We start from the raw sequence: 21,430 nt of genomic DNA, 5'->3' as shown, positions 1-21,430 counted from the left end.
CTTTTTCATTTGAGATGCTGCCAAGTCTACGGACACTTGATTGAAAAAGCTAGCCGCAGGGTACGGCTAAAGAATTAGTGGTACCCTGAACGACTTGAATTTAATCGCTTTTCTTCTGGCGAACAATGGGGGCATCACCCATATCGGTGCCAACATCAAAGGTTCGATTTGATTTTATTACTTTGTCTTTTTTAATTGTGCTGCGCTTTTTGTTCGCCGCAGGCTGGGCTTTGTGTTTCATTTGCTTCTTCGTTGGTGCTCGTAAGCCTTTAAACTTGGCCTTTAACTCAGCCCCTTCAAGTAGGCTGAAATCAACTTTTTGTTCCAATAAGGCTTCTAAGCTTTTAAAGCTCTGCCAATCTTTTGGCCCTATCAAAGAATAGGCGGTGCCTGAGTTACCCGCTCGCCCGGTGCGACCGATACGATGCACGTATTCTTCCACATGTTTTGGCATATCAAAGTTGATGACGTGGGAAACTTGCACAATGTCTAAGCCTCTAGAGGCTAAGTCGGTGGTAAACAAGACTTGTTGATGGCCGCGACTAAACTCATCCATAATTTTGTTGCGAGCCCCTTGGTTGAGATCTGCATTCAAAGCCGCACATTTTAAGCCTTGTTGGTTAAACTCTTCGGCCAAGCGCTGAGTGTCGGCACGAGTGGCGGTAAAGACAATGGCTTGTTTTAAATGCGCCTGTTGCAGTAAGTGGCTTAACTGTAACTGTTTTTGTTCCAAGTTATCGCTTAATACAAAATGTTGGCTAATGTCTTGGTGTTGAGTAAAGCTAAAGCCAACGGCAATCCGCTCTGGCTCATTAAGCAGCTTGAGGGCGAAAGAGTTAATCGCAGCATCATCTAAAGTGGCCGAGAACATCAAGGTTTGACGTTTACGATGGTTGGCTGCTTGGTCAACAATATTTAATTGTTCGGCAAATCCGAGATCGAGCATTCGATCGGCTTCATCTAGGATCAGCAGTTCTAAACCTTCTAGATATAAATGACGTTTACTCAAATGGTCTGCTAAACGGCCGGGGGTGGCGACAATAATATGTGGGTCTTTGCGCAAGACTTTACTTTGATCATTAAAATTCTCTCCGCCGCTGATTAAGCAAGCTCGCGTTTGCGTATTGGCAACCAGTAGGCGCAGTTGCGCAAATACCTGTTTAGCTAGCTCGCGAGTAGGAGTGAGGATCAAGGTCCGAGGATCTCGTTTGGAAAGTGCTCTGGTTTTTAACATCCGCTGCATTGCGGGTAGCAGATAAGCTAAGGTTTTACCGGAGCCAGTCTTTGAAGATGCGAGCAGATCCTTTCCTGCAATGGCTGCTGGAATCGCTCTAGCCTGTATTTCGGTTGCCTCGGCAAAGCCAAAGTGCTCAATGGTTTTATTTAAGCGAGGATCTAAGCCAAGTTCGGAAAACTGCAAGTTGTTACTCTCATATGATGAATGTGTGTTGATTATAACCGTAAAGCGGAATGCTTACCTAAAGGATTCATAGCCATGGGATTAATTTGTTGGTTTATCACGCGATTGATTGACTATCAGGCAGGGTTTGATGAATGAACCTTTTTGGTTACATATCAATTTAACGACGGGTTGTACTTGCCTGTATTGGCTCATGTTGCGATAGTTATCAATTAGGACAGAGCTCTTTATTGATGGATCGATCATGAACACAAATCAAAATATAAGTGAAAAACCCGCTTGGCGATTTTCTTTTCACATTCACCTGGTGTGCGTAATGATGTTTATGTTGATTATGAGCGGCGTGGTGATAGGGGCGCTCAATTATTACCATACCAGCGATATTGTGAGTAAAAATCAGGCCCATGCCTTTGAGCAAGTTGGGAACGCTACGGTGTCTGAATTAGAGGGGCTTATTTATCCGGCGCAGCATTTCATCCGCGATTTAGCGGCTCTGGATTTAAGTATGCAGCAGCTTGATCAACAAGAGCTGCGTTGGTTACCGATGCTGTATGCCAGCCTGAACCAGCAGCGGGGCTTATCGGCGGCTTATCTGGGGTATCAAAACGGAGACTTCTATTTAGTTCGTCCGCTGGATACCCTAGAAAAGCATCGCCAACTAAAGGCGCCCTTAGGCGCTGTGGTATTAGTCACCAAAGTGGTGGCGGGAAAATCGAGTTTGACTTTTTATAACAAAAAAATGCAGACCTTAGTTGATTCGCACACCCGAAATTATCAGTTAGATCCTCGTGAGCGGCCATGGTATCAGCTGGCGATGAGTAAGCCTGGTTTGGCGACAACCAAACCCTATGTGTTTTATACCACCAATGAGGTCGGGGTGACCCTCGCCACCGCAAATACCAGTCAATCGATGGTCGTAGGGGTAGATATTACACTGGCCAGTGTATCTTCCAGCCTGCAAAAAAATATTATCAGTGGATCTTCGCAGTTGGTGATGTTTGATCAAGATTTTTCGGTATTAGCCCATCAACAACCGTCGTGGATTAGTGAACACTTGCAAGTGAGTGACGCGGCGGTGGTTTTACCAAAACTTGAACAGCAAGACTTAGGGGTACTGTCTTGTTTAACCAAGCAAGCGAATTTAGTTTCTGGAGAAAGCTTCCTGTTTGACTATCAAGATCAACAGTGGATGGGAAATGTGATCGAATTGAAGCTGGCGGGGGCTCGCTCTGGGAATGAACAAGGCTTAGAAAATCTGTATTTAGGTTTGGTCACTCCTGAAGATGAGCTGTTAATGGACGTAAGAGCGATACGTGATCAGTCGGTCATATTTAGCATTATCATTATTTTAATTTCGCTACCTGTTGCTTGGTATGCCTCGCGCTTAGTTGCTACGCCGTTACGGGCGTTAATGAAACAAAGTGAAGCGATCATGGCCTTCAATTTCGATGCCACTGTACCCGTGAACTCGGTCGTATTGGAGGTGGATCAGCTGAGTAAAATTACCGAACAATTAAAGAAAACCATTCAACAGTTTGCCGATGTTTCAACCATGCTCGGTGAGGAGAGTAACTTCTCTCGCTTATTAGAAAAAAGTGTCCAAGAGATGCAAACAGTGGCGAACATGAACAATGGGGCCATATGGTTGAAGCAGGATCAGCAATTTGTGTTGCAAACCCAATCTGGTAATACCATCTCTTTGCCCAAGCAGTTTGACTATGTTGATAGCTTGTCACAACCTCTCGTAAAGCATTTGTTAGATGCTACGACGACTGCCACCAGCAAATTCGAACGTTTGAATTTTCAACAGCAAAACTTGAATTTAGTCGTGTCGCCGTTAATTAATCGTCAACATAAGTTGGTCGGTATTATTGCCACTTTTGGTTTCGAAAATACCGAAGTATCTTCTCGAGTCCTGTCGTTTATCGACGCCTTGAGTAGTGTTGTGACGATTGCCATTGAAAACAGTCATTTAGTGGAATCACAAAAGCAATTACTTGAGTCTTTCATTCGTCTGACCGCCGGTGCAATTGATGCTAAATCGCCATATACCGGCGGGCATTGTCAACGCGTCCCCGAGTTAACAAAAATGTTGGCGAGCGCTGCGGTTGCGCAACAACAAGGGGTGTTTGCTGATTTTTCCATGACTGAGCATCAGTGGGAAGAACTGCATATCGCGAGTTGGTTGCATGATTGTGGCAAGGTCACAACCCCTGAGTATGTGGTGGACAAAGCCACTAAATTGGAAACCATCTATGATCGGATCCACGAGTTAAGAATGCGCTTTGAAGTGTTAAAAAGAGATGCACAGCTACGTTATTGGCAGCAAGTTGCTGATGGAATTAGCCAGCCAGAGCAGGAGCGTCTTGCGCAACAGCTAGCGCAGGAACTGCAGGTGTTAGACGATGAATTTGCTTTTGTTGCCAAGTTGAATATTGGCGGTGAATTTGTTGGTGTAGATGACATCGAACGTTTAGAGAGCATTGCCCAACGAACTTGGTTGAGAACATTAGATGATCGTTTAGGTTTATCTCATGTGGAGTTAGAGCGTCGTAGTGCTGAGGTATCGCCACTGCCTGTTAAAGAGAAGCTGATCGATGATAAACCAGAACATATTATTTATCGGCGAGAAGATGAAAAAATTGCTGATGATAATCCTTGGGGTTTTAAACTTGAGGTTCCTAAATATAAATATAACCGCGGTGAACTCTATAATTTGAGCATTGCACGCGGCACTTTAACGGAAGAAGAACGCTATAAAATTAATGATCATATTGTGCAAACCATCATTATGTTAGAGAAATTACCTTTTCCAGATCATTTACGGCGGGTTGCCGAAATCGCCGGTGGCCACCATGAAAAAATGGATGGCAGCGGTTATCCCAAACAGCTGATCAAGTCTCAAATGCCTTTCACGGCCCGGATGATGGCGGTGGCGGATATATTTGAAGCTTTAACCGCCGCTGATAGACCCTATAAAAAAGGTAAAACGTTGAGTCAGTCGTTGATGATTATGTGTCGCATGTGTGAAGATCAACATATTGACGCAGATGTGTTCCGTTTGTTCTTAAGTTCGGGGATCTATCTTGATTACGCCAAGCATTATTTAGCTCCAGCGCAAGTTGATGAGATTAACGTTGATGATTATATGCCACAAGGCGTATAAGGCTTCGACAAGTCATGATTTGCTCACTCCGGTGATTCATTGTGAGTAAGTGACTCGTCACCAACGACAATATTCCGTCCAGCACTTTTTGCGTGATATAACAATTCGTCGGCATAATTGAGCTGAGCTTCTAAATGTTCGTGGTGCTGGTTGGTTACGCCAATACTGACACTGATCGATAATATTTGGTCGTTGTAGTAAAAATCAGTGGCTGCCACTTGAGCTCGAAAAGCATCGAGTAATTGATAAGCCTGATCGTTATTTAATCCGGCTAAGGCGACATTGAACTCTTCGCCTCCAGTTCTAGCGAACAAAAAATTTGTTAATCCTGACTTTAGTAGGCGGGCGAAGTGAACTAACACCGCGTCGCCAGCTTCATGTCCATATTGATCATTAAAATTTTTGAAGTGATCGATATCGAGCACAGCTATTGCAAGTGGCGAGCCTTTCTGAAGAGCCTTTTGGTGTAGTTTTCGGCCATGTTCAATAAAATAACGTCGATTGGGGATGACGGTTAAGTAATCTTGATAGGCTGCTTTTTCTAGTTTTTCGACCAAGGCGAGAGTATTTAGGCAGTGGTTCACCCGACATTGAAACTCTTCAATGGAAAAGGGCTTTGGCAGATAATCATTGGCACCATTTTTAATAAATTTACTTGATACTTGGGGATCATCCGCCGCAGAAAGTCCTAAGATGCTGATCCGTCGCTGAGTCATTTCGTGACGGACTTTTTGGACTAATTCAAAGCCATTTAAGTGTGGCATTTGGTAGTCACAGAGCAGTAATTTAATCTCAGGTTCCTGTTGCAAAAGTTGATACGCACTTGGTCCGTCTTCGGCTTCAAATACTTGGAATAATTGGCGTTGCAGTAAACTGCAAATGTGTTTCCTTGCTAAGCCAGAATCTTCGGCAACCAGTACTTTAGTATGGCGATTTTGATAGAGTCGATTAATTGAATCGAAGGCAAGTTGGTAGGCATAACGACCTTCTTTTAATACATAATCAACCACACCTTTATGGATTAAGGATTGGCTCTGTTGATTAAATGAGCCTGAAAGAACAACGGTTGGTAAACCTTGTTCAAGTAAGTAATCGATGAGTTCGCCATTAGGGGCATCGGGCAAATTGAAATCAGCGAGAGACGCAAAGAAATGCTCTGGGTGTGCCGAATACGCTTGTTTTGCCTGCTCGAAGTCGGCGGCAAAAACAGGAACTAAATCACGAAGCATCGGTGATAGATGACGTAGTATTTTTAAAACTGTGGCACTGTCTTCGACAATGAGTACTTTTTGCATTGTATGACTTCCAATAAGCGCTTGTTTGATTGTAGAGTAAGAGAGCTTAAAGTTTAGTAAATGACCCAAGTTTTTCTCAATATAAATACCAAGGGCTGGTTGAAGGTGGCCGTTTGGAGAGACGCTTGCTCTTCAATGTATAATGGCCAGGAGCTGCGCTTGTTGTGCTTGTCGCACCATGGTGCAGACTATGATTGTGAAAAGTAATCGTTGTGAAAGCTTTATTTGCTGCGTGATTCAGCAGTTTCACTCAGCTTGCTCTGTGACTCTCTGGACCGGAGATATTGGGCTTGTGTTTGTAGATAGTATTGTTCAGGAGGGAATGTGATGTATTGGATGGAGTTTTTGACCGTAGTAGTGGTTCATTTATTGGCTGTTGCTTCACCTGGCCCAGACTTGGCAGTGGTATTAAAGAATAGTATTGGCGTGGGGCGGCGGGCTGCCGTTATGACGTCGTTGGGGGTGGGCTGTGGTATTTTGATTCATGTGGTCTATTCGGTACTTGGTATTGGTTTGGTGATTTCACAATCTATTTGGTTGTTTAATGTAATCAAATGTTTAGGTGCCGCTTATCTATTATGGATTGGCTTTCATGCCTTACGTTCCAAGGCTCGAACCGAACACGATCTTCACCAGACTGCGCCCGTAGAACTCAGTGATCGCAGCGCCTTTATCAGTGGTTTTATGACCAATGGTTTAAATCCTAAAGCAACCTTATTTTTCTTGTCATTATTTACCGTGGTGATTAGTCCTGCAACCCCGATGTTAGTTCAAATAGGCTATGGTTTATATATGGTTATGGCCACCGCTTTGTGGTTTATGATGATCTCTTGGTTGTTTAGCACTCAGCGAGTCAGGCGTAAGTTTTTGCAAGTGGGTCATTGGTTTGATCGCAGCATGGGGCTGGTGTTAGTGAGCTTGGGTATTCGCTTATTGTTTAGTAGTCAAAAGTAAGTCGCGGTAAGTTAGTTTTATGGGAGCGCTATGAGTTTAGTTGGATGGATAAAACTACTAAAAAAACGTTGGCAGACCTTACGGCCTTGGCAAAAGATAACCAGCTATTTAGCGCTCACTTTTATATCGTATTTGTTGTTGTCTCTTACTTTCTTGCCATGGCTATTGAAACAGCAAATTGAGAGCCAACTCAGTCGCAGTAGTGGCCATCCGGTCTCAGTGCAAGCACTGAGTTATCATCCTTTAAAGCTTGCATTAACTTTACGCCAATTCTCTTTGGCCGAATTGGCGGTTCAGCCATCTCAACCCCTGCTTGGTTTTGAACGACTGTATATTGATTTCAGTCTGAGTTCCCTATTTTATTGGCGCTGGCAGTTTGACAAAGTTGAGCTCGATGGCTTGTTTGTTCATTTGAGTCGCTTGCAAGATGGTCGTTTGAATATTGATAGCTTGTTTGCGACAGCCGCTGAACCCGAAATAGAACCAACGGATATCTCTGGTCGCAGTTTACCAAGGTTTGGATTCGGGAAATTTTTGTTACGTGATGCGAGTTTGCGGATCAGTGACTATTTACCTGAGCAAGCAGTAGATTTCGATATTTCGGAAGTTTCTTTATCCTTACAGAATTTCTATAGCCAAAAAACCGGTGCGGGCGTTAATGCTTACCAAGTGAATGCTCAGATTGGAGATAAGGGGCGCTTAACGTGGAACGGTTATGTGGACTTACCCGCTTCGCAAATCTCTGGTGATGTGAGTTTAGAGAACTTTCAGTTAGCCAATGCGTTCGCCTTTGCTCGTCCTTATACTGATTTGCGCATCACTCAGGGCAATTTACAACTTAGCACTCAGTATTTAATTGATTACCAAGATGATTTTCAATTGACTACGGAGCAGGGCCAGTTGCTTATTGATACGCTGAGTTTACAGGCGCTGCAGCAAACCCGTAGTCATTTAGCGCAGCTTAAATTAAAAGGTATCGCGCTCGATCTGCGTCAACGGCAGCTTGGCCTCGGTGACATCCAAATTAGTGATGGCATGTTTAAGGGGATGCTTGATCAACAAGCGCATTTAGACTGGTTGTCGTGGTTTCATTTCGATAGGTTATTGGCGGAAATGAGCGGGGCGGCTGAGGTCGAGCCAGCGAGGTCTATCAGTAATGCGCCAGAGGCAGCTGTTAAGCCTTGGGAAGTGAGCTTTTCCAGTGTGTCGTTGCAGCAGTTTGCCTTGAATATTGATGAACAGTGGCAGGCCGAAAGTAAAAATCATTTACTGTTGTTACAGCAATTACAGCTCGGTGCTTTTTCCAGTGCAATGAATCAAACCACAGATGTGCGTTTGGCGGCCCAACTTTATGGTGAGAGTCCAATTCGAGCCGAACTACAGTTTCAGGGGCCTAAACAGAAACTAAATGGCCAACTGAGCATCGCTAATTTGTCGATAGCAGAGCTGCAAAAGTGGTATTCCCCTTGGCTTCACTTACCTTCGGCCAAGGGCAAGCTGGCTTTTAGTAGCCGGTTATCCATTGATCTGAATGACTTCATGAGTTTTACCTCTCAGCAAGGTCGGTTGGAGCTCTCTGAGTTGAGGGTGTTAAATTCGCCGCATGATGGCGCTAAAGCTTGGATCATTTGGCCAACATTGCAGGTCGAAGATATAGGGGTCGACCTTGCCACACGCCAAGTTCAAATTGACAGGGTCAATAGCGAAGGTCTTAATTTGTCGATGAATGTCGATCAAGACGGCCATTTCGATGTGCTTGAGCAGTTGCTGGTGACTCAGACATCATCGCAGAGCTCTCCTCATTTAGAGCCTGCTGCGATTTTAAGGGATAAGGCCAGCGATGATGGCTCTCAACCTGACTGGCAAGTACGGATTAAACAGGTTCATGCGCAGAACTCCCTGTTGGCTTTGAGCGAAGTTTTTTCGGGGCAAGCATTGAGCCATCACTGGCAGATCAAAAGTCTTAATGTAGGCCCTCTGGATTCGAGTTTGGCACAGCCGGTGAATGTTTCGGCAGCGCTGAGTGCACAACAAGGTGGGAAAGTGCAGCTGCAAGGGCTGGTACAATTAGCTGAGCAACAGGCTCAACTTGACGTCACGCTTGATGCACTCGCGCTAAATCATTACCAACCCTATATCGCGCAATACTCCGAATTGGAACTTATTTCGGCCAAGCTAAGTTCACATTTACAGTTAAGTTTAAACTGGCAACAGGCTTTTGCGTTGGCGATGCAAGGTGAGCTTGGTGTAGATGACTTGCAGTTACAAGATGCGCGGACTCAATCTGAGCTGTTAAAATGGAATCAATTGAAGCTGAGTCACCTCGAGTTTAATAGCGCCGAGCGGCGCTTGGCCTTGGGTGAACTGAGTTTTATCAAGCCGTATTTCCTGGTGGATATCGATGAAGATTTTTCGACCAACCTGAATGGCCTTATTAAGCCGATTGAAGCGGCGGAGCCTGCTAAAGTGGCTCGTCATAGGTCAACGGAATCGAGTGTTTCCGAAGAACCAGACGATTGGCGGGTGAGTATCGAAAAAACCGAATTTAGCGACGGTTTGGTCAATTTCACTGACCGCTCATTAAAGCCTAATTTTTCAGCCGATATCGAACAGGTTTCTGGTCATATTGGTCAGTTAAGCCAAGCGCCTGGTATGGCTGCCGAAGTGGCGTTGAGCGGGCAGGTTGATGGTTATGCACCGGTAAATTTTGTGGGTAAAGTCGCCCCGTTAGCTACCGAGCCAACTTTTGATGCGGAGCTCGATTTTAAACATCTAGAATTAACCCGCCTAAGTGCTTACTCCGGGACTTATGCTGGCTATGTGATTGAGCGTGGGCAATTGTCTTTATCTCTCGCTTATCAGATGGAGAAGAATCGGCTACAGGGCAATAATCAGATTTATATCGAACAGTTACAGTTAGGTAAGCGCACTGACAGTGAGAAGGCCACTTCATTGCCGGTTTCTTTGGCTATTGCTTTACTGGAAGATGATCAAGGGGTGATCGATCTCGGATTAAAAGTTAGTGGCGATGTGAATGATCCTGAGTTTAATGTTGCTGGTTTAGTGTTTAAAGCCTTGGGGGGCGCGCTGACTAAAATTGTCACGTCACCCTTTGCCATCATCGGCTCTTTAGTTGGCTCTGACGAAACCTTAAATCATTTTAGCTTTGCGGCTGGTAGTAGCCAATTAAGTGAGAGCCAAACTCAGCAATTAGCGCAATTAGTGAAAGGTTTAAATAAACGACCGCACCTAAAAATTGCGTTAACAGGAACGGTTGAAAAAGCACAAGATGTGCCAGCCTTAAAACGTCAGCAACTTGCATCTTTGTTGATCGAAGCATCGGGTTTAACGCTGCCTATCGAGCAAGTTAATTTAAGCTCGGTATTAGAGGATACGCGCTTGCGCAGCGCATTAGTGAATTTGGCTCAGCAAAATATAGAAGAAAGTCGTCGAGAGCTCGATCGACAAACCTTGAGTCAGAGTTTAAAAGAACAGCAACAGTTAAGCCCTGAACATCTCAATCAACAGTTACATAGCCTTTGGTATCAGTATCTGGTGCAAAAGATGACGGTGAGCGAAGCGCAGTTAGAAACTTTGGCCGAACATCGAGCTATCACCGTGAAGGATGCCTTAACCAAACAATATCAGTTGCCCAATGAGCGCGCCTTTGTACAGCGCCAAACCTTAGATAAACAGCCTTCAGCGATGATAGTGACGCTGAGTGTGATTGCGGATTAACAGGGTCTTGGGCTTGCGTTAATTAAGGGGGGGCGGATAATAGCGCTCCGTTGTTAAGGAAGCCTGTCATGCAGACTCTAGTTTTAGTCGCCGAACATCCCGATTTTTTAGTGCTTAATAAACCTTGTGGACTGAATTTTCATACTGAAGATGGTGCGCTGGGCTTGGTTGAACTTGCCAAGCTGCAGTTTGCAATGCCGCTGTGGCCAGTGCATCGTTTAGATAAACTTACATCGGGCCTGTTATTGTTAGCGAAAACCAAGCAGGCTGCGAGTGAGTTTCAAGAATTGTTTAGCCAAGGTCAGGTCGATAAATATTATTTAGCGATTGCCAGTGCTAAGCCAAAAAAGAAACAAGGTCTGATTAAAGGCGACATGCTGAAGGCGCGTAACGGCAGCTGGAAGCTGGCAAAAACCACCAATAAACCCGCTATCACTCAGTTTTTTAGTTACGCGGTGCAGGCTAAGCGGCGTTTGTTTTTGCTTAAACCTCGCACCGGACGAACTCACCAATTGCGAGTCGCTCTAAAAAGCTTAGGTTCACCAATCTTAGGCGATCAGCGTTATGCTGGAGAGGCGGCAGCACGAGGTTATTTACACGCCTATGCTTTACATTTTATGTGGCATGGTGAACCACAAAGTTTTATTGCTGAAGAAAATCTCGATGGTGAATTTGCTGCTACGGCGATGGCAGAGCAAATTAGACTGTTGGCTAAACCTTGGGATATTCCATTTCCACGCCTTGGAGCGAATTGACGGTGATCCGTCAAGCTTAAGTTTTCATCAAAAGCGAAGACTTTAAATCTGGTTGTGGCTCAGCGATTCGCTGGGTCGATGTTGTTTCGTTGATCGATGGGGTCCTATCTAAACCGTTATTGGTTCGCGGCATGGGCAAAGCTTGATAGGGAAACGAGTGAGCATTGCTTGCTGTAGTTGAATGGTTGATGCCTAAGTGCAGAGCCTTTCATGTGGCTCTGCACCTAGCTTTAATACTTAAACTTTAAGCTTTCTCTCCTGAGCCGATTGAGGTCTCATCCTCGTCGATGTCACCAATGCCTTTCATACGAGCAATCAGTAAACCGGTAATCACCAGCGTGGTCACACAGCCAGCAATGGTTGAGATGGTCATCGGTAAACCAAAGCCTAGCGTGCTTGAGTTTAAGATGAACGTGAGAACCACGGTGGTCATAAACATTGCGGGAACAGTGCTTACCCAATGGAATTTGTTATGGCGCAGTAAGTAAGCACTGGCGGTCCATAACATCATCACTGCGGTGGTTTGGTTAGCGAAACCGAAGTAGCGCCAAATAATCCCGAAGTCGACTTGGGTGAGAATGCCACCAATCACGAAAATCGGAAGGGCGATCAACAGACGATTTCTAATTGGTTTTTGCGATAAGTTGAAATATTCGGCCAGAATCAGACGGCTGGAACGGAATGCTGTGTCGCCAGAAGTAATCGGCAAGATCACCACGCCAAGGAAGGCTAAGATCCCACCAAACACGCCTAATAAGCCAAATGATGCATCATATACCACCTTACCTGGACCACCGCTAGATACTGCGGCTTGTAGCGCGTCAACTGAGTCGAAGAAAGACAGAGCAATGGCACACCAAATCAAGGCAATCACCCCTTCACCAATCATGGCACCATAAAACACAAAGCGGCCATTGGTTTCATTTTCAACACAACGCGCCATCAGCGGAGATTGAGTGGCATGAAAACCTGAAATTGCGCCACAGGCGATGGTAATAAATAGTGCGGGCCAAAGCGGCAAATCTCTAGGGTTCATGTTACTGAACATTTGCGATACTTTGTAGTCACTCATCAGCGTGTGTTCGCTGGAGAACGCTAAGGCAGTTACCAGACCAACCGACATAAAGATCAGTAGTGCGCCAAATAAGGGATAAAAGCGGCCGATGATTTTGTCGATGGGAACAATGGTTGCAACGATGTAGTAAATAAAAATTAACGAAACCATGGTACCAAGGCCGAGATTAAGGTCCGCTTGGTCGTTAATCAGATTGGTTAACATGCCAGCGGGGGCGGAAACAAACACTACGCCCACCAGTAGCAGCAATACAATGGCAAAGATATTCATGAAATGGCGAGCGGTTGATCCGAGGTAGCGACCCGATAACGCGGGGACAGAAGCCCCACCGTTGCGTACCGATAACATCCCTGAGAAATAGTCATGTACTGCGCCAGCAAAGATACAGCCAATGACGATCCACAGCATCGCTGCCGGGCCGTACAATGCGCCCATAATAGGACCGAAGATTGGGCCGACACCAGCGATGTTGAGCAGTTGAATTAAATACACTTTCTTCTGCGACATTGGCACGTAGTCAACGCCGTCTTGTTTGGTATAAGCGGGGGTTTTCCGTTGTTGTTTAACACCGAACACCTTCTCGATGAAAGCGCCATAAATGAAGTAACCGCCGAGCAGTGCTGCGACGCAGAATAAAAACCAAAGCATGTCATCCTCTCAATACTTAGTTGTAATTACGCCTAGTGTAAGCAAGTCATTAGATGGATGCCGTCGTGCTTTGAGTGAGTGGTCATATATAAGAGTGAGTGGTCGAGAGAAGCTCTGAGTGGCGGCAATAGTTATTCTTTGGACGTCGTCGCGATACTTCGTTTGAGAGCACTCAAGTGGGTTTATCCGATACGGTTTTCTATCAAATCATGGGGCTAGGATGGCGGTTTAAGTCGTCATTCTCTCGCATTCATGTCCTTGCCATTGGCTCGTTATTAGATTCTAATTATCAATCGCTTATGATCAATTGTGTTTTTTCTATAAAAGACTCCCCTTGATTAATATACGGCTACGCTATATGAACTTAGTTAGGTTAATCTAAGCTCATCTGCACATTTTACTTCCATTAAAATGGAATTCTGCCTCGGCAGGTTGCTCATGGGTTATATACATAGGAATGAAAATATGAATATTGCAGTACTCACTTTTGATGGATTTAATGAATTAGACTCATTCATTGTCGCGGGAATTTTGAATCGGATGAAAGAATCTGGTTGGAACGTACAAATCACCAGCCCTAGTGAATCCGTCACGTCGATGAATGGTGTCAGTATATGTTCTCAGCAGCCTTTAGAGTTTGCAAATACCGCAGACGCAGTGTTATTTGGTAGTGGGCTGCTGACTCGAGATATTGCGAAAGATAGCGGTTTGTTATCAAGGTTAAAGCTTAAGCCACAAAGTCAGCTAATTGCTGGCCAGTGTTCGGGAACATTGCTGATGTCGGTTCTCGGTTTGTTAGATAAAGTCCCAGCGTGTACCGATTTGACGACCAAGCCTTGGGTTATTGAGTCGGGTGTGGCTGTTTTAGATCAGCCGTTTTATGCACAAGGCAATCTGGCTACCGCTGGTGGTTGCTTATCATCGAAGTACCTCGCAACATGGGTTTTATGTAAGCTGGCAGGGCTGTCCCAAGCTGAATCCGCAATTCATTATGTTGCTCCGGTTGGTGAAAAAGAAAGCACCGTGAAACATTGTATGTCACTGGTTAGTGCGTATCTGTAGTCGGACGACAAAACTCACATTCAACTATGTGTTGTTGGGTATGAACGTTCAAATAACTCGCTGATTAGCGTTGTGCATCGCAATTTTAATTCAATTGCCGCTACATTGCTTATAAGCCGAAGTGTTCTTTAATGGCTTTAAAATAGCGACGGCTCACTGGTAGTTGATTGCCGCTCTTGGTGGTTAACAGGGCACCACCATGTTCTTCCAAGCTAAGTTCTGAAATTGCATCAAGGTTCACCAAGTGCTGGCGATGGCAGCGTAGTAACGGAGATTTTTCTTCCAGGACTTTGAGCGTGAGTTGGGTATGATTTAAGCCTTTAGCGGTTGCGACATGCACACCACTTAAGTCACAGGAAGCGTACTCGACATCTTCTAAACGGATCAATTTGACGCGCTGGTTGAAATAACAAGGGATCAGGCGTAGCGCCTGATCTTTGAGCAGCTTTTGATAAGCGTGAGGTTCTTTAGCGAGTGGCGGGGTATCATTGCCCTGTGTATTGAAGCGTTGTGTTAAGCGATCAATCGATTTTGCTAAGCGCTTGCTATCGATTGGCTTGAGCAGGTAGTCGACCGCATTTTGTTCGAAGGCATCAACGGCAAACTGATCGTAGGCGGTAACAAAAACAATTGCTGGCGGCTCCTCGTTATCGAGCATGTTGGCCAGTTCAAGACCACTAATTTGAGGCATCTCAATGTCCAAAAATAGCACTTCCGGTTTGAGTTTTTTAAGATTTTTTAAGCATTCAATGGCATTGCCAAATTGGCCAAGCAGTTCGATTTGTGGATGAGCTTGCAGCATTTCGGCAAGCTCTTCACGGGCCAAGGGCTCGTCATCAACAATAAGGGCTCTCATGAGCTTGGCTCCTGGGGCAGCGAAATAATGACTCGTGTATACTGATTCAGTTGGCATTCTACTTGTAAAGCGTAAGCGCTACCAAAGGCGTTACGTAAGCGGGTATCCACGATGTGCATACCTAAGCCATCACTGCTGGCCTGTTCCTGCTTTTGGTACAAGCCTGCATTATCTTCGATAACCAATTGTTTTAAGCCTGCCTTCACTCGACTGTAGATGGTGATTTTCCCTCTATCTAAGAGGTGAGCCGTACCGTGTTTAATTGCATTCTCGACTAAGGGTTGCAGGGTAAATGTGGGCAGCTCTAGTCTTAGAAAATCATCAGCGATGTGTTGTTCCACCACTAAGCGGTCGGCAAAGCGAACCTGTTCAATATGCAGGTAAGCATTCACATGTTCAAGTTCGACACTCACAATACTGGTCTGAGAATTACGCTTTAGGTTGATCCGTAAAAATAGCGCTAGATCGGCAATCAATTCGCGCGCGGCGCTAGCATCACGTTTCACCACCGCACTGATGGTATTTAATGCATTAAACAAGAAGTGTGGATTAATTTGGGCGCGTGCTAGTTTGAGTTCGGCTTCGGTGAGTAGCTGTTGTTGCTGTTGCACATGGCTATCACGTAGTTGTTCGGCAATCACTTTCGCAATTCCTTCCCCCAGCGTTCGGTTGATATGTAGGAATAGCCGCCGTTTGGATTCATACAGTTTTACGGTACCTATTACCTCGTTGTCACTCCCTCGGATTGGCACCACTAAGGCTGAACCTAATGGACATTTATCGTGACGACTGCAGCGGTAGGGCTCTTCTACGCCATCGGCAAATACCACTCTATTTTCACTAATGGCTCGATGAGTTTGCTCAGAGGAAATTGGACGCCCAGCTTGATGATGGTCTGAGGCTAAGCCAATGAAAGCTAATACTTTTTGAGTATCAGTTATTGCCACCGCCGATACGCCCGTTTCTTCGTGAATAATATTGGCAATACGCACCGCATCATCTTGTTTAAAACCGTGATGGAATATCCCGACCATGCGTTGTGCAATGATCAGTGCCTTGGCCGAAGAATGACTACTAAATTTATCATATAGGTGGCGACGGTCACGGATCATCATCATAAACAGCGCGGCGCCAACGGAGTTTGCTAAAACCATTGGAATGGCAATTTTTTCAACTAAGTCTAGTGCTTGATCAAACGGCTTAGCAATGGCTAGGATCAGCAGCATTTGCATCGTTTCGGCTAAAAATGTGGCAATAAAAGCAATGCTGGGGGAAAAAATATGCTCGTTGTGGTGACTTCTACGGCGGATCCATAGATGGAATAGTCCGCCAACCAGGCCTTCGAAGGTTGTTGATACGGCGCAAGCTAGGTCGGTGAATCCACCCATGGAATAACGATGGATACCGCCAGTTAAGCCCACCAGTAAACCTAAAATAGGCCCACCAAATAAACCGCCCAGTACGGCTCCAACTGCTCGAGTATTGGCAATTGCGTCATCAATACCTAAACCGAAGTAAGAGCCGAGGATGCAAAAAACCGAAAACAAACAGTAAATGGTAAAGGCATTGGGTAAGCGTGGCGACAGATTCGAAAGCGGTAAAAATGCGGGTGTTTTACTGAGTAAGTAGGCGATTACTAAAAAGACGCTCATTTGTTGAGCTAACGATAATAGGAGAGAAAAATCGCTGATTATCATTGATGATGAGCGCCTCGGTTGTTGGCGGAAGGATATATGTTTTTTTTCTAAGATTACAGGATATTAGCATACTGTTTGCAGCAAGCTATAGGACTAAGCACATTCTTGGTGAAAGCTTGTGGCAACAGAGTCATGTTTGTCTGCTTGCAAATGGTGTAAGCACTGGTATGGTGATGGGTTTTCATAATAATTAATCCCCTTAAGGGGAAGGAATGTGTGGACGCAACGCCACCGGAGTATAAGAGCAAATGCAAAACGATCCGATCAACGATATTAATATTTCGTCAGAACAAATCCTAATTACCCCAGAACAGCTTAGAACAAAGCTCCCTGCCTCGCCAGAAGCGCTCAAGTTTGTGCTCGAATCACGTAAAACCATTGCGGAGATCTGCCATCACCGCGATCCTCGGTTATTGGTGATTACTGGCCCTTGTTCTATTCATGATCTAGACCAAGCAAAAGAATACGCGACTCGCTTAAAAAAATTACATGATCAGTATCGGGATCGTTTGTTTATTGTGATGCGGGTGTATTTTGAAAAACCACGTACCACCGTGGGCTGGAAAGGATTTATTAATGACCCACATATGGATAATACTTTCGACGTGGAAACTGGCTTACATAACGCCCGTGAGTTGTTGACCTGGACAGCGGAGTTAGGCTTACCAGTCGCAACCGAAGCCTTAGACCCTATTAGTCCTCAGTATTTATCTGAGTTATTCTCTTGGGCTGCAATTGGTGCGCGTACCACGGAGTCACAAACTCACCGTGAAATGGCGAGTGGCTTATCGATGCCTGTTGGCTTCAAAAACGGCACCGATGGCAATCTTGGAACAGCGATTAACGCGATGCAATCGGCGGCACATTCACATCGCTTTATGGGGATAAACCAGCAGGGGCAAGTGGCTTTGTTGCAAACCCAGGGTAACCCTGATGGACACGTGATTTTACGCGGTGGTAAACAGCCAAATTATGATTCTGTGAACGTTGCCTTAGCCGAACAGGCGATGGTTAAAGCGGGTTTAAGTCCGAGCTTAGTGGTGGACTGTAGTCATGCAAACTCGAGTAAGAATCACGAACTACAGCCTTTAGTGGCAGAAAATGTGATTAATCAAATTGAAGAAGGCAACAAATCAATTATTGGTTTAATGTTAGAAAGCAACTTGGCTGCAGGTAACCAGCCAAGTGAAGCACCTAAATCAGATTTAAAATACGGTGTATCAGTAACCGATGCTTGTATTGATTGGGACTCTACCGCCACATTATTGGAAAAAATGTTTAATGAACTTGGCGATAGCTTAGCCAAGCGTTTGGCATCTTAGAAGACGGAAACGACATGGTTCAAGCTCTAAATCTGTTGCGTGACCAAATTGATGCGGTTGATCAGCAACTGCTTGATTTACTGCAGCAACGAATTCAATTGGTGCATAAGGTTGGTGAAGTTAAAACCCAACATGGTTTACCCATTTATGCCCCCGATCGTGAGGCTGCAATGTTGGCCAAGCGCCGTGAAGAAGCGGCGAATAAAGGCGTTCCTCCAGCCTTAATTGAAGATGTTTTACGCCGGGTCATGCGTGAATCTTATACCAGCGAAAAGGACAGCGGTTTTAAAACTGTGAAACCAGCGCTGGGCGGGATCGTGGTCATTGGTGGTCGAGGTCAATTAGGTAGCCTGTTTGTGCAGATGTTTCGCTTATCGGGTTATCAAGTGGATGTGATTGGTAAAGATGATTGGGAGCAAGCGCCCGCGCTGTTTGCCAACGCTGGCCTAGTGCTCGTGTCGGTACCAATTAATCTGACTGAGCAAGTGATTTCCCAGTTAAGTGAGTTGCCTGCCGATTGTGTATTAGCGGATATCACGAGTATTAAGGCGGCACCCTTAAATCAAATGCTCGCGGTGCATCGAGGGCCGGTGGTGGGTTTACATCCAATGTTTGGCCCGGATGTGCCGAGTTTGGCCAAACAGGTGGTTGTCTATGCCGATGGTCGTGGAAGTGACAGCTATCAATGGTTGTTGCAGCAGATGCAAATTTGGGGGGCTCGCTTACATGCGGTGGCTGCCGAAAGTCATGATAAAGCGATGACTTTGATCCAATCGTTGCGTCACTTTACCTCGTTTGCCTATGGTCAGCATTTGGCTGAAGAAAATGCCGATTTGCCGCTATTGCTGGACTTAAGCTCGCCTATCTATCGTTTAGAATTGGCGATGGTGGGACGTTTGTTTGCACAATCACCAGATCTTTACGCCGATATTATTATGGCCTCAGAGCAGAGTATCTCGATGATTAAACGTTATCATCAACATCTGGGACAGCTGGTGGATTTGGTTGAACGTAAAGATCGAGATGGTTTCATCGCGTCTTTTGAGCGTGTTAGTCAATGGTTTGGTGATTACTCTCAAGAATTCTTGCAAGAAAGTCGCAGCCTGCTACAACAAGCCAACGATAGTCGCCGTTTATAAGTTCGATTTATCTAGGTTTTATCCGAAGCCAGTCTATATGACTGGCTTTTTATTCGGTTTTATCCCAACCTGAATTTGCTTGTGATTGCGATTGCGACAGGCTTAAGCGGTTTGCGGTTTGGCAATTTTTTGCTCCAACCATTTTAATGCATCTGTTCTACGAGTGAAGAATTGCACTGTTTCATGGCCTTCTCGGTAGGTTTTTTTTAAATGCCAAACTGCCACATCACAAATGTCTATATCAGAAAGCACGAAGGCGGTGGCAATTCGGCCACGTTGTTTATCATCTTTTAACCATTCGATCAGCACATTGGCTGCCTCTTCCGTATAAAAAGTATCGCCATGAAAGGTCGCAAGTACCGCCCAAGGCGCACCGAGTAATTGCTGATGTATCGGTTTGGCTTTCATCGCGCCTTGTTGCAAGAGAATGAGGTTCCAGGGTCCGGTCCCTTCAATCTCCATAATTTTCCCATGAACGGAGAACGTCATGGAACCATGTGGTTTAAGCAAAGTGACTGACTCCAGCAAAATTATCTGTCGGAAATGGCGATAGCTCTGTATGAACTTGAACTGGGGATAAAAGCATTGTGAACAATGCGGTTTATGCCATGTTCAAGTTAACTTATCTTGAGTTACTCGTTTCAGCAATAGCCGCGTGAAAAATCAACCCTGGGATGTGCATTCAATCTCCATATGATGGTTTGCTTAACGGTTATTGAACCAAATGAGTATTTATTTCGCAGTGTTTTAGTTGAGCACTCAATGACTTTTTAAGTTGATTAATACACCAGGATTTGGCCTGTCCCATGGGATCTCTTTTCCAAGCCATAACCACATCAATGGTTTTATTCGGACCAATCATGACCAGCTCTTTAGAATGCAGATAGGGCTCTATCATAAAGTAAGGCAGAGTTCCGATCCCCAAGCCTCGGATAATGGCTTTCACTTTACTATGGAAGTCTGAAACGCTAAGAAACTGTTGGCCATCTAAAATGTTGTGGTTCAGTGGTGGGAGTTCTCTAGCACTATCGGCCACACTAATGATGCGAAAGCTTTGGCGGGTTTCAGGCGTTAAAGGATCGAAGGCCTGGTGAATCGGATGTTGGGGAGCCGCAACCCACACCATGTCTATTTTACCCACCTGAGCGACTTTCGTTTCAACGGGCGCGCTTAACGAGGGTGTTGCAATAAGAATATCCGCATGCTCATAGCGAAGCGCTTCCCAACAGCCTGCGAGTACTTCTTCACGTAGAATTAATTGGGTATTGGCAATTGATGCGAGAGACTCAACTAATGGGAACAATGCTTCACAGCCAATAATGCCATCGTAAGCAATGGTTAACTTCGATTCCCAACCATTGTTTAAGGCATTGGCTTCTAACACCAAATCATCCGCTGCTAATAACAACTGACGGCCGCGTTCTAACAAGAGTTGTCCTGCCGCGGTAAACTTTGCTTTATGGCCAGAGCGATCAAAGATCATCAGGTCGAGTTCTTGTTCTAGTTTTTGAATTTGATAACTTAAACTGGATACAGAACGATTCAGTTGCTCTGCTGCAAGAGAGAAACTGCCATAGCGCTCGATAAGATCAAGCATCATAATGCTGCTTAATGAGAGGGGCTTTTTCACGACGGATCCTTTAAGTTTTTGTTCTTTTCTGCGTAAGCATGGCAAATGGCAGAGTCAATCCTCTTACTGGGATTGATTCTGCCATCATAATATAAGCTGTAATGATGTGCTCGCTTAACGATCGCTTCCCCATTGTTGATAGCTAACCGGAGTGGTCACGATGGCTTTATAGGAGACCGTACCCTGTTGAGTCGATAATTCTTCTACTTTTACGGTGCTTTTGCCTAACTCTACTTTGCTGTTGAATTGTTGTTGGCTCAAGTTTAGTTTTTGATTTAAATCTCTTGAGCTTAAGTCGTTGAGTTGTGCGACCAGTTGCCAACCTTGGTCAAAAGCTTCTGCTTTGCTGGAAAGGCTTTGAGTTTCTAGTGTGGCACTGCTGTGTTGTATATTGTTAACTGAAGCTTGCGTAAAAAAGCTGGCGAATAACATTGATAGTACGATAATTTTTTTCATAATTTAATCCTTAAGTGTTTGATTTATATTCCTGAAACTGTTTGTTCAGGCATGTATAAATAGTAAGACTAAGGCTGTGGAGATGATATCGGGAAAAACAAGACAAGTTGTTCGGAATATTCGAACAAGATTGAGCGCGACTATTGAAGCATGTTTGAGTTAGCTGAATTGGTCTGCGACCTTGCAGTTGCCTTACTATGAAACTTTGGCCTGCCCT

15 protein-coding genes are annotated in these 21,430 nt (G+C 45.0%); 7 read left to right on the top strand and 8 right to left on the bottom strand.

Features of this window, described 5'->3' with window-relative positions:
• Positions 1–100 precede the first annotated feature (100 nt).
• A complete protein-coding gene (locus ACRRSY_RS17215; protein ID WP_432459952.1) occupies positions 101–1,420 on the bottom strand; it encodes a DEAD/DEAH box helicase in 1,320 nt (439 codons plus the stop codon).
• Between the two features lie 244 nt (positions 1,421–1,664).
• Here ACRRSY_RS17215 and ACRRSY_RS17210 point away from each other — a divergent pair, with 244 nt between their 5' ends.
• On the top strand, positions 1,665–4,586 hold the full coding sequence (locus tag ACRRSY_RS17210; RefSeq protein ID WP_432459951.1) for an HD domain-containing phosphohydrolase: 2,922 nt from the start codon (positions 1,665–1,667) through the stop codon (positions 4,584–4,586).
• Between the two features lie 23 nt (positions 4,587–4,609).
• Here ACRRSY_RS17210 and ACRRSY_RS17205 read toward each other — a convergent pair whose 3' ends face one another.
• Positions 4,610–5,881, bottom strand: coding sequence for a GGDEF domain-containing response regulator (locus ACRRSY_RS17205; RefSeq protein WP_432459950.1), 1,272 nt, complete (start codon positions 5,879–5,881; stop codon positions 4,610–4,612).
• A gap of 327 nt (positions 5,882–6,208) precedes the next feature.
• Between ACRRSY_RS17205 and ACRRSY_RS17200 the strand changes: the two genes are divergently transcribed.
• The 3 genes from ACRRSY_RS17200 (at position 6,209) to ACRRSY_RS17190 (ending at position 11,328) form a co-directional block, all read left to right on the top strand.
• Positions 6,209–6,835, top strand: coding sequence for a LysE family transporter (locus ACRRSY_RS17200; RefSeq protein ID WP_432456150.1), 627 nt, complete (start codon positions 6,209–6,211; stop codon positions 6,833–6,835).
• A gap of 30 nt (positions 6,836–6,865) precedes the next feature.
• Positions 6,866–10,573: a DUF748 domain-containing protein gene (locus ACRRSY_RS17195; protein WP_432463699.1), complete on the top strand. Its 3,708-nt coding sequence runs from the start codon at positions 6,866–6,868 to the stop codon at positions 10,571–10,573.
• Between the two features lie 68 nt (positions 10,574–10,641).
• Complete coding sequence (locus ACRRSY_RS17190; protein WP_432459948.1) at positions 10,642–11,328, top strand: TIGR01621 family pseudouridine synthase; 687 nt, start codon at positions 10,642–10,644, stop codon at positions 11,326–11,328.
• Positions 11,329–11,572: 244 nt separating this feature from the next.
• Here the strand turns inward: ACRRSY_RS17190 and ACRRSY_RS17185 are convergent, their stop codons facing one another.
• Positions 11,573–13,051: a carbon starvation CstA family protein gene (locus ACRRSY_RS17185; protein ID WP_432463698.1), complete on the bottom strand. Its 1,479-nt coding sequence runs from the start codon at positions 13,049–13,051 to the stop codon at positions 11,573–11,575.
• 465 nt (positions 13,052–13,516) lie between these two features.
• Here ACRRSY_RS17185 and ACRRSY_RS17180 point away from each other — a divergent pair, with 465 nt between their 5' ends.
• Positions 13,517–14,113 (top strand): DJ-1/PfpI family protein, encoded by a 597-nt coding sequence (locus ACRRSY_RS17180; RefSeq protein WP_432452039.1) that lies wholly within the window; start codon positions 13,517–13,519, stop codon positions 14,111–14,113.
• 109 nt (positions 14,114–14,222) lie between these two features.
• Here ACRRSY_RS17180 and btsR read toward each other — a convergent pair whose 3' ends face one another.
• Both btsR and ACRRSY_RS17170 read right to left on the bottom strand, forming a co-directional pair.
• A complete protein-coding gene (gene btsR / locus ACRRSY_RS17175; protein WP_432452040.1) occupies positions 14,223–14,969 on the bottom strand; it encodes a two-component system response regulator BtsR in 747 nt (248 codons plus the stop codon).
• Positions 14,966–16,621 carry a LytS/YhcK type 5TM receptor domain-containing protein gene (locus ACRRSY_RS17170; protein WP_432452041.1) on the bottom strand — a complete coding sequence of 552 codons (1,656 nt, stop codon included), beginning with the start codon at positions 16,619–16,621 and terminating at the stop codon, positions 14,966–14,968. The genes btsR and ACRRSY_RS17170 overlap by 4 nt, the downstream gene beginning before the upstream one ends.
• 293 nt (positions 16,622–16,914) lie before the next feature.
• On the opposite strand from ACRRSY_RS17170, the gene ACRRSY_RS17165 reads away from it, so the two are divergent.
• Together ACRRSY_RS17165 and tyrA are read left to right on the top strand one after the other, a co-directional pair.
• Entirely contained in the window at positions 16,915–17,988 is a 1,074-nt protein-coding gene (locus ACRRSY_RS17165) for a 3-deoxy-7-phosphoheptulonate synthase (protein ID WP_432452042.1), read from the top strand.
• A 14-nt stretch (positions 17,989–18,002) separates the two neighbouring features.
• Entirely contained in the window at positions 18,003–19,127 is a 1,125-nt protein-coding gene (gene tyrA, locus ACRRSY_RS17160; protein WP_432452043.1) for a bifunctional chorismate mutase/prephenate dehydrogenase, read from the top strand.
• A 102-nt stretch (positions 19,128–19,229) separates the two neighbouring features.
• On the opposite strand, the gene ACRRSY_RS17155 is transcribed toward tyrA, so the two are convergent.
• The 3 genes from ACRRSY_RS17155 to ACRRSY_RS17145 form a co-directional block, all read right to left on the bottom strand.
• Positions 19,230–19,589, bottom strand: a complete 360-nt coding sequence (locus tag ACRRSY_RS17155; RefSeq protein ID WP_432452044.1) for a hypothetical protein — start codon at positions 19,587–19,589, stop codon at positions 19,230–19,232.
• Positions 19,590–19,839: 250 nt separating this feature from the next.
• Complete coding sequence (locus ACRRSY_RS17150) at positions 19,840–20,757, bottom strand: LysR family transcriptional regulator (protein WP_432452045.1); 918 nt, start codon at positions 20,755–20,757, stop codon at positions 19,840–19,842.
• Positions 20,758–20,871: 114 nt separating this feature from the next.
• On the bottom strand, positions 20,872–21,213 hold the full coding sequence (locus ACRRSY_RS17145) for a DUF3316 domain-containing protein (RefSeq protein WP_432459943.1): 342 nt from the start codon (positions 21,211–21,213) through the stop codon (positions 20,872–20,874).
• Positions 21,214–21,430: the final 217 nt, after the last annotated feature.

This window comes from Agarivorans sp. QJM3NY_33 (assembly GCF_050870865.2).
Taxonomy (GTDB): Bacteria; Pseudomonadota; Gammaproteobacteria; order Enterobacterales; family Celerinatantimonadaceae; genus Agarivorans.
Note: the sequence above shows the minus strand (reverse complement) of the source record. Positions and strands in the feature narration are given on the sequence as shown.

What these genes read in the sequence shown, in the direction of transcription:
- btsR (WP_432452040.1), bottom strand. Translation starts at nt 14,969, where the DNA reads ATGAGAGCCCTTATTGTTGATGACGAGCCCTTGGCCCGTGAAGAGCTT.
- ACRRSY_RS17190 (WP_432459948.1), top strand. Translation starts at nt 10,642, where the DNA reads ATGCAGACTCTAGTTTTAGTCGCCGAACATCCCGATTTTTTAGTGCTT.
- ACRRSY_RS17170 (WP_432452041.1), bottom strand. Translation starts at nt 16,621, where the DNA reads ATGAGCGTCTTTTTAGTAATCGCCTACTTACTCAGTAAAACACCCGCA.
- ACRRSY_RS17200 (WP_432456150.1), top strand. Translation starts at nt 6,209, where the DNA reads ATGTATTGGATGGAGTTTTTGACCGTAGTAGTGGTTCATTTATTGGCT.
- ACRRSY_RS17155 (WP_432452044.1), bottom strand. Translation starts at nt 19,589, where the DNA reads ATGGAGATTGAAGGGACCGGACCCTGGAACCTCATTCTCTTGCAACAA.
- tyrA (WP_432452043.1), top strand. Translation starts at nt 18,003, where the DNA reads ATGGTTCAAGCTCTAAATCTGTTGCGTGACCAAATTGATGCGGTTGAT.
- ACRRSY_RS17195 (WP_432463699.1), top strand. Translation starts at nt 6,866, where the DNA reads ATGAGTTTAGTTGGATGGATAAAACTACTAAAAAAACGTTGGCAGACC.
- ACRRSY_RS17210 (WP_432459951.1), top strand. Translation starts at nt 1,665, where the DNA reads ATGAACACAAATCAAAATATAAGTGAAAAACCCGCTTGGCGATTTTCT.
- ACRRSY_RS17145 (WP_432459943.1), bottom strand. Translation starts at nt 21,213, where the DNA reads ATGAAAAAAATTATCGTACTATCAATGTTATTCGCCAGCTTTTTTACG.
- ACRRSY_RS17185 (WP_432463698.1), bottom strand. Translation starts at nt 13,051, where the DNA reads ATGCTTTGGTTTTTATTCTGCGTCGCAGCACTGCTCGGCGGTTACTTC.
- ACRRSY_RS17165 (WP_432452042.1), top strand. Translation starts at nt 16,915, where the DNA reads ATGCAAAACGATCCGATCAACGATATTAATATTTCGTCAGAACAAATC.
- ACRRSY_RS17180 (WP_432452039.1), top strand. Translation starts at nt 13,517, where the DNA reads ATGAATATTGCAGTACTCACTTTTGATGGATTTAATGAATTAGACTCA.
- ACRRSY_RS17205 (WP_432459950.1), bottom strand. Translation starts at nt 5,881, where the DNA reads ATGCAAAAAGTACTCATTGTCGAAGACAGTGCCACAGTTTTAAAAATA.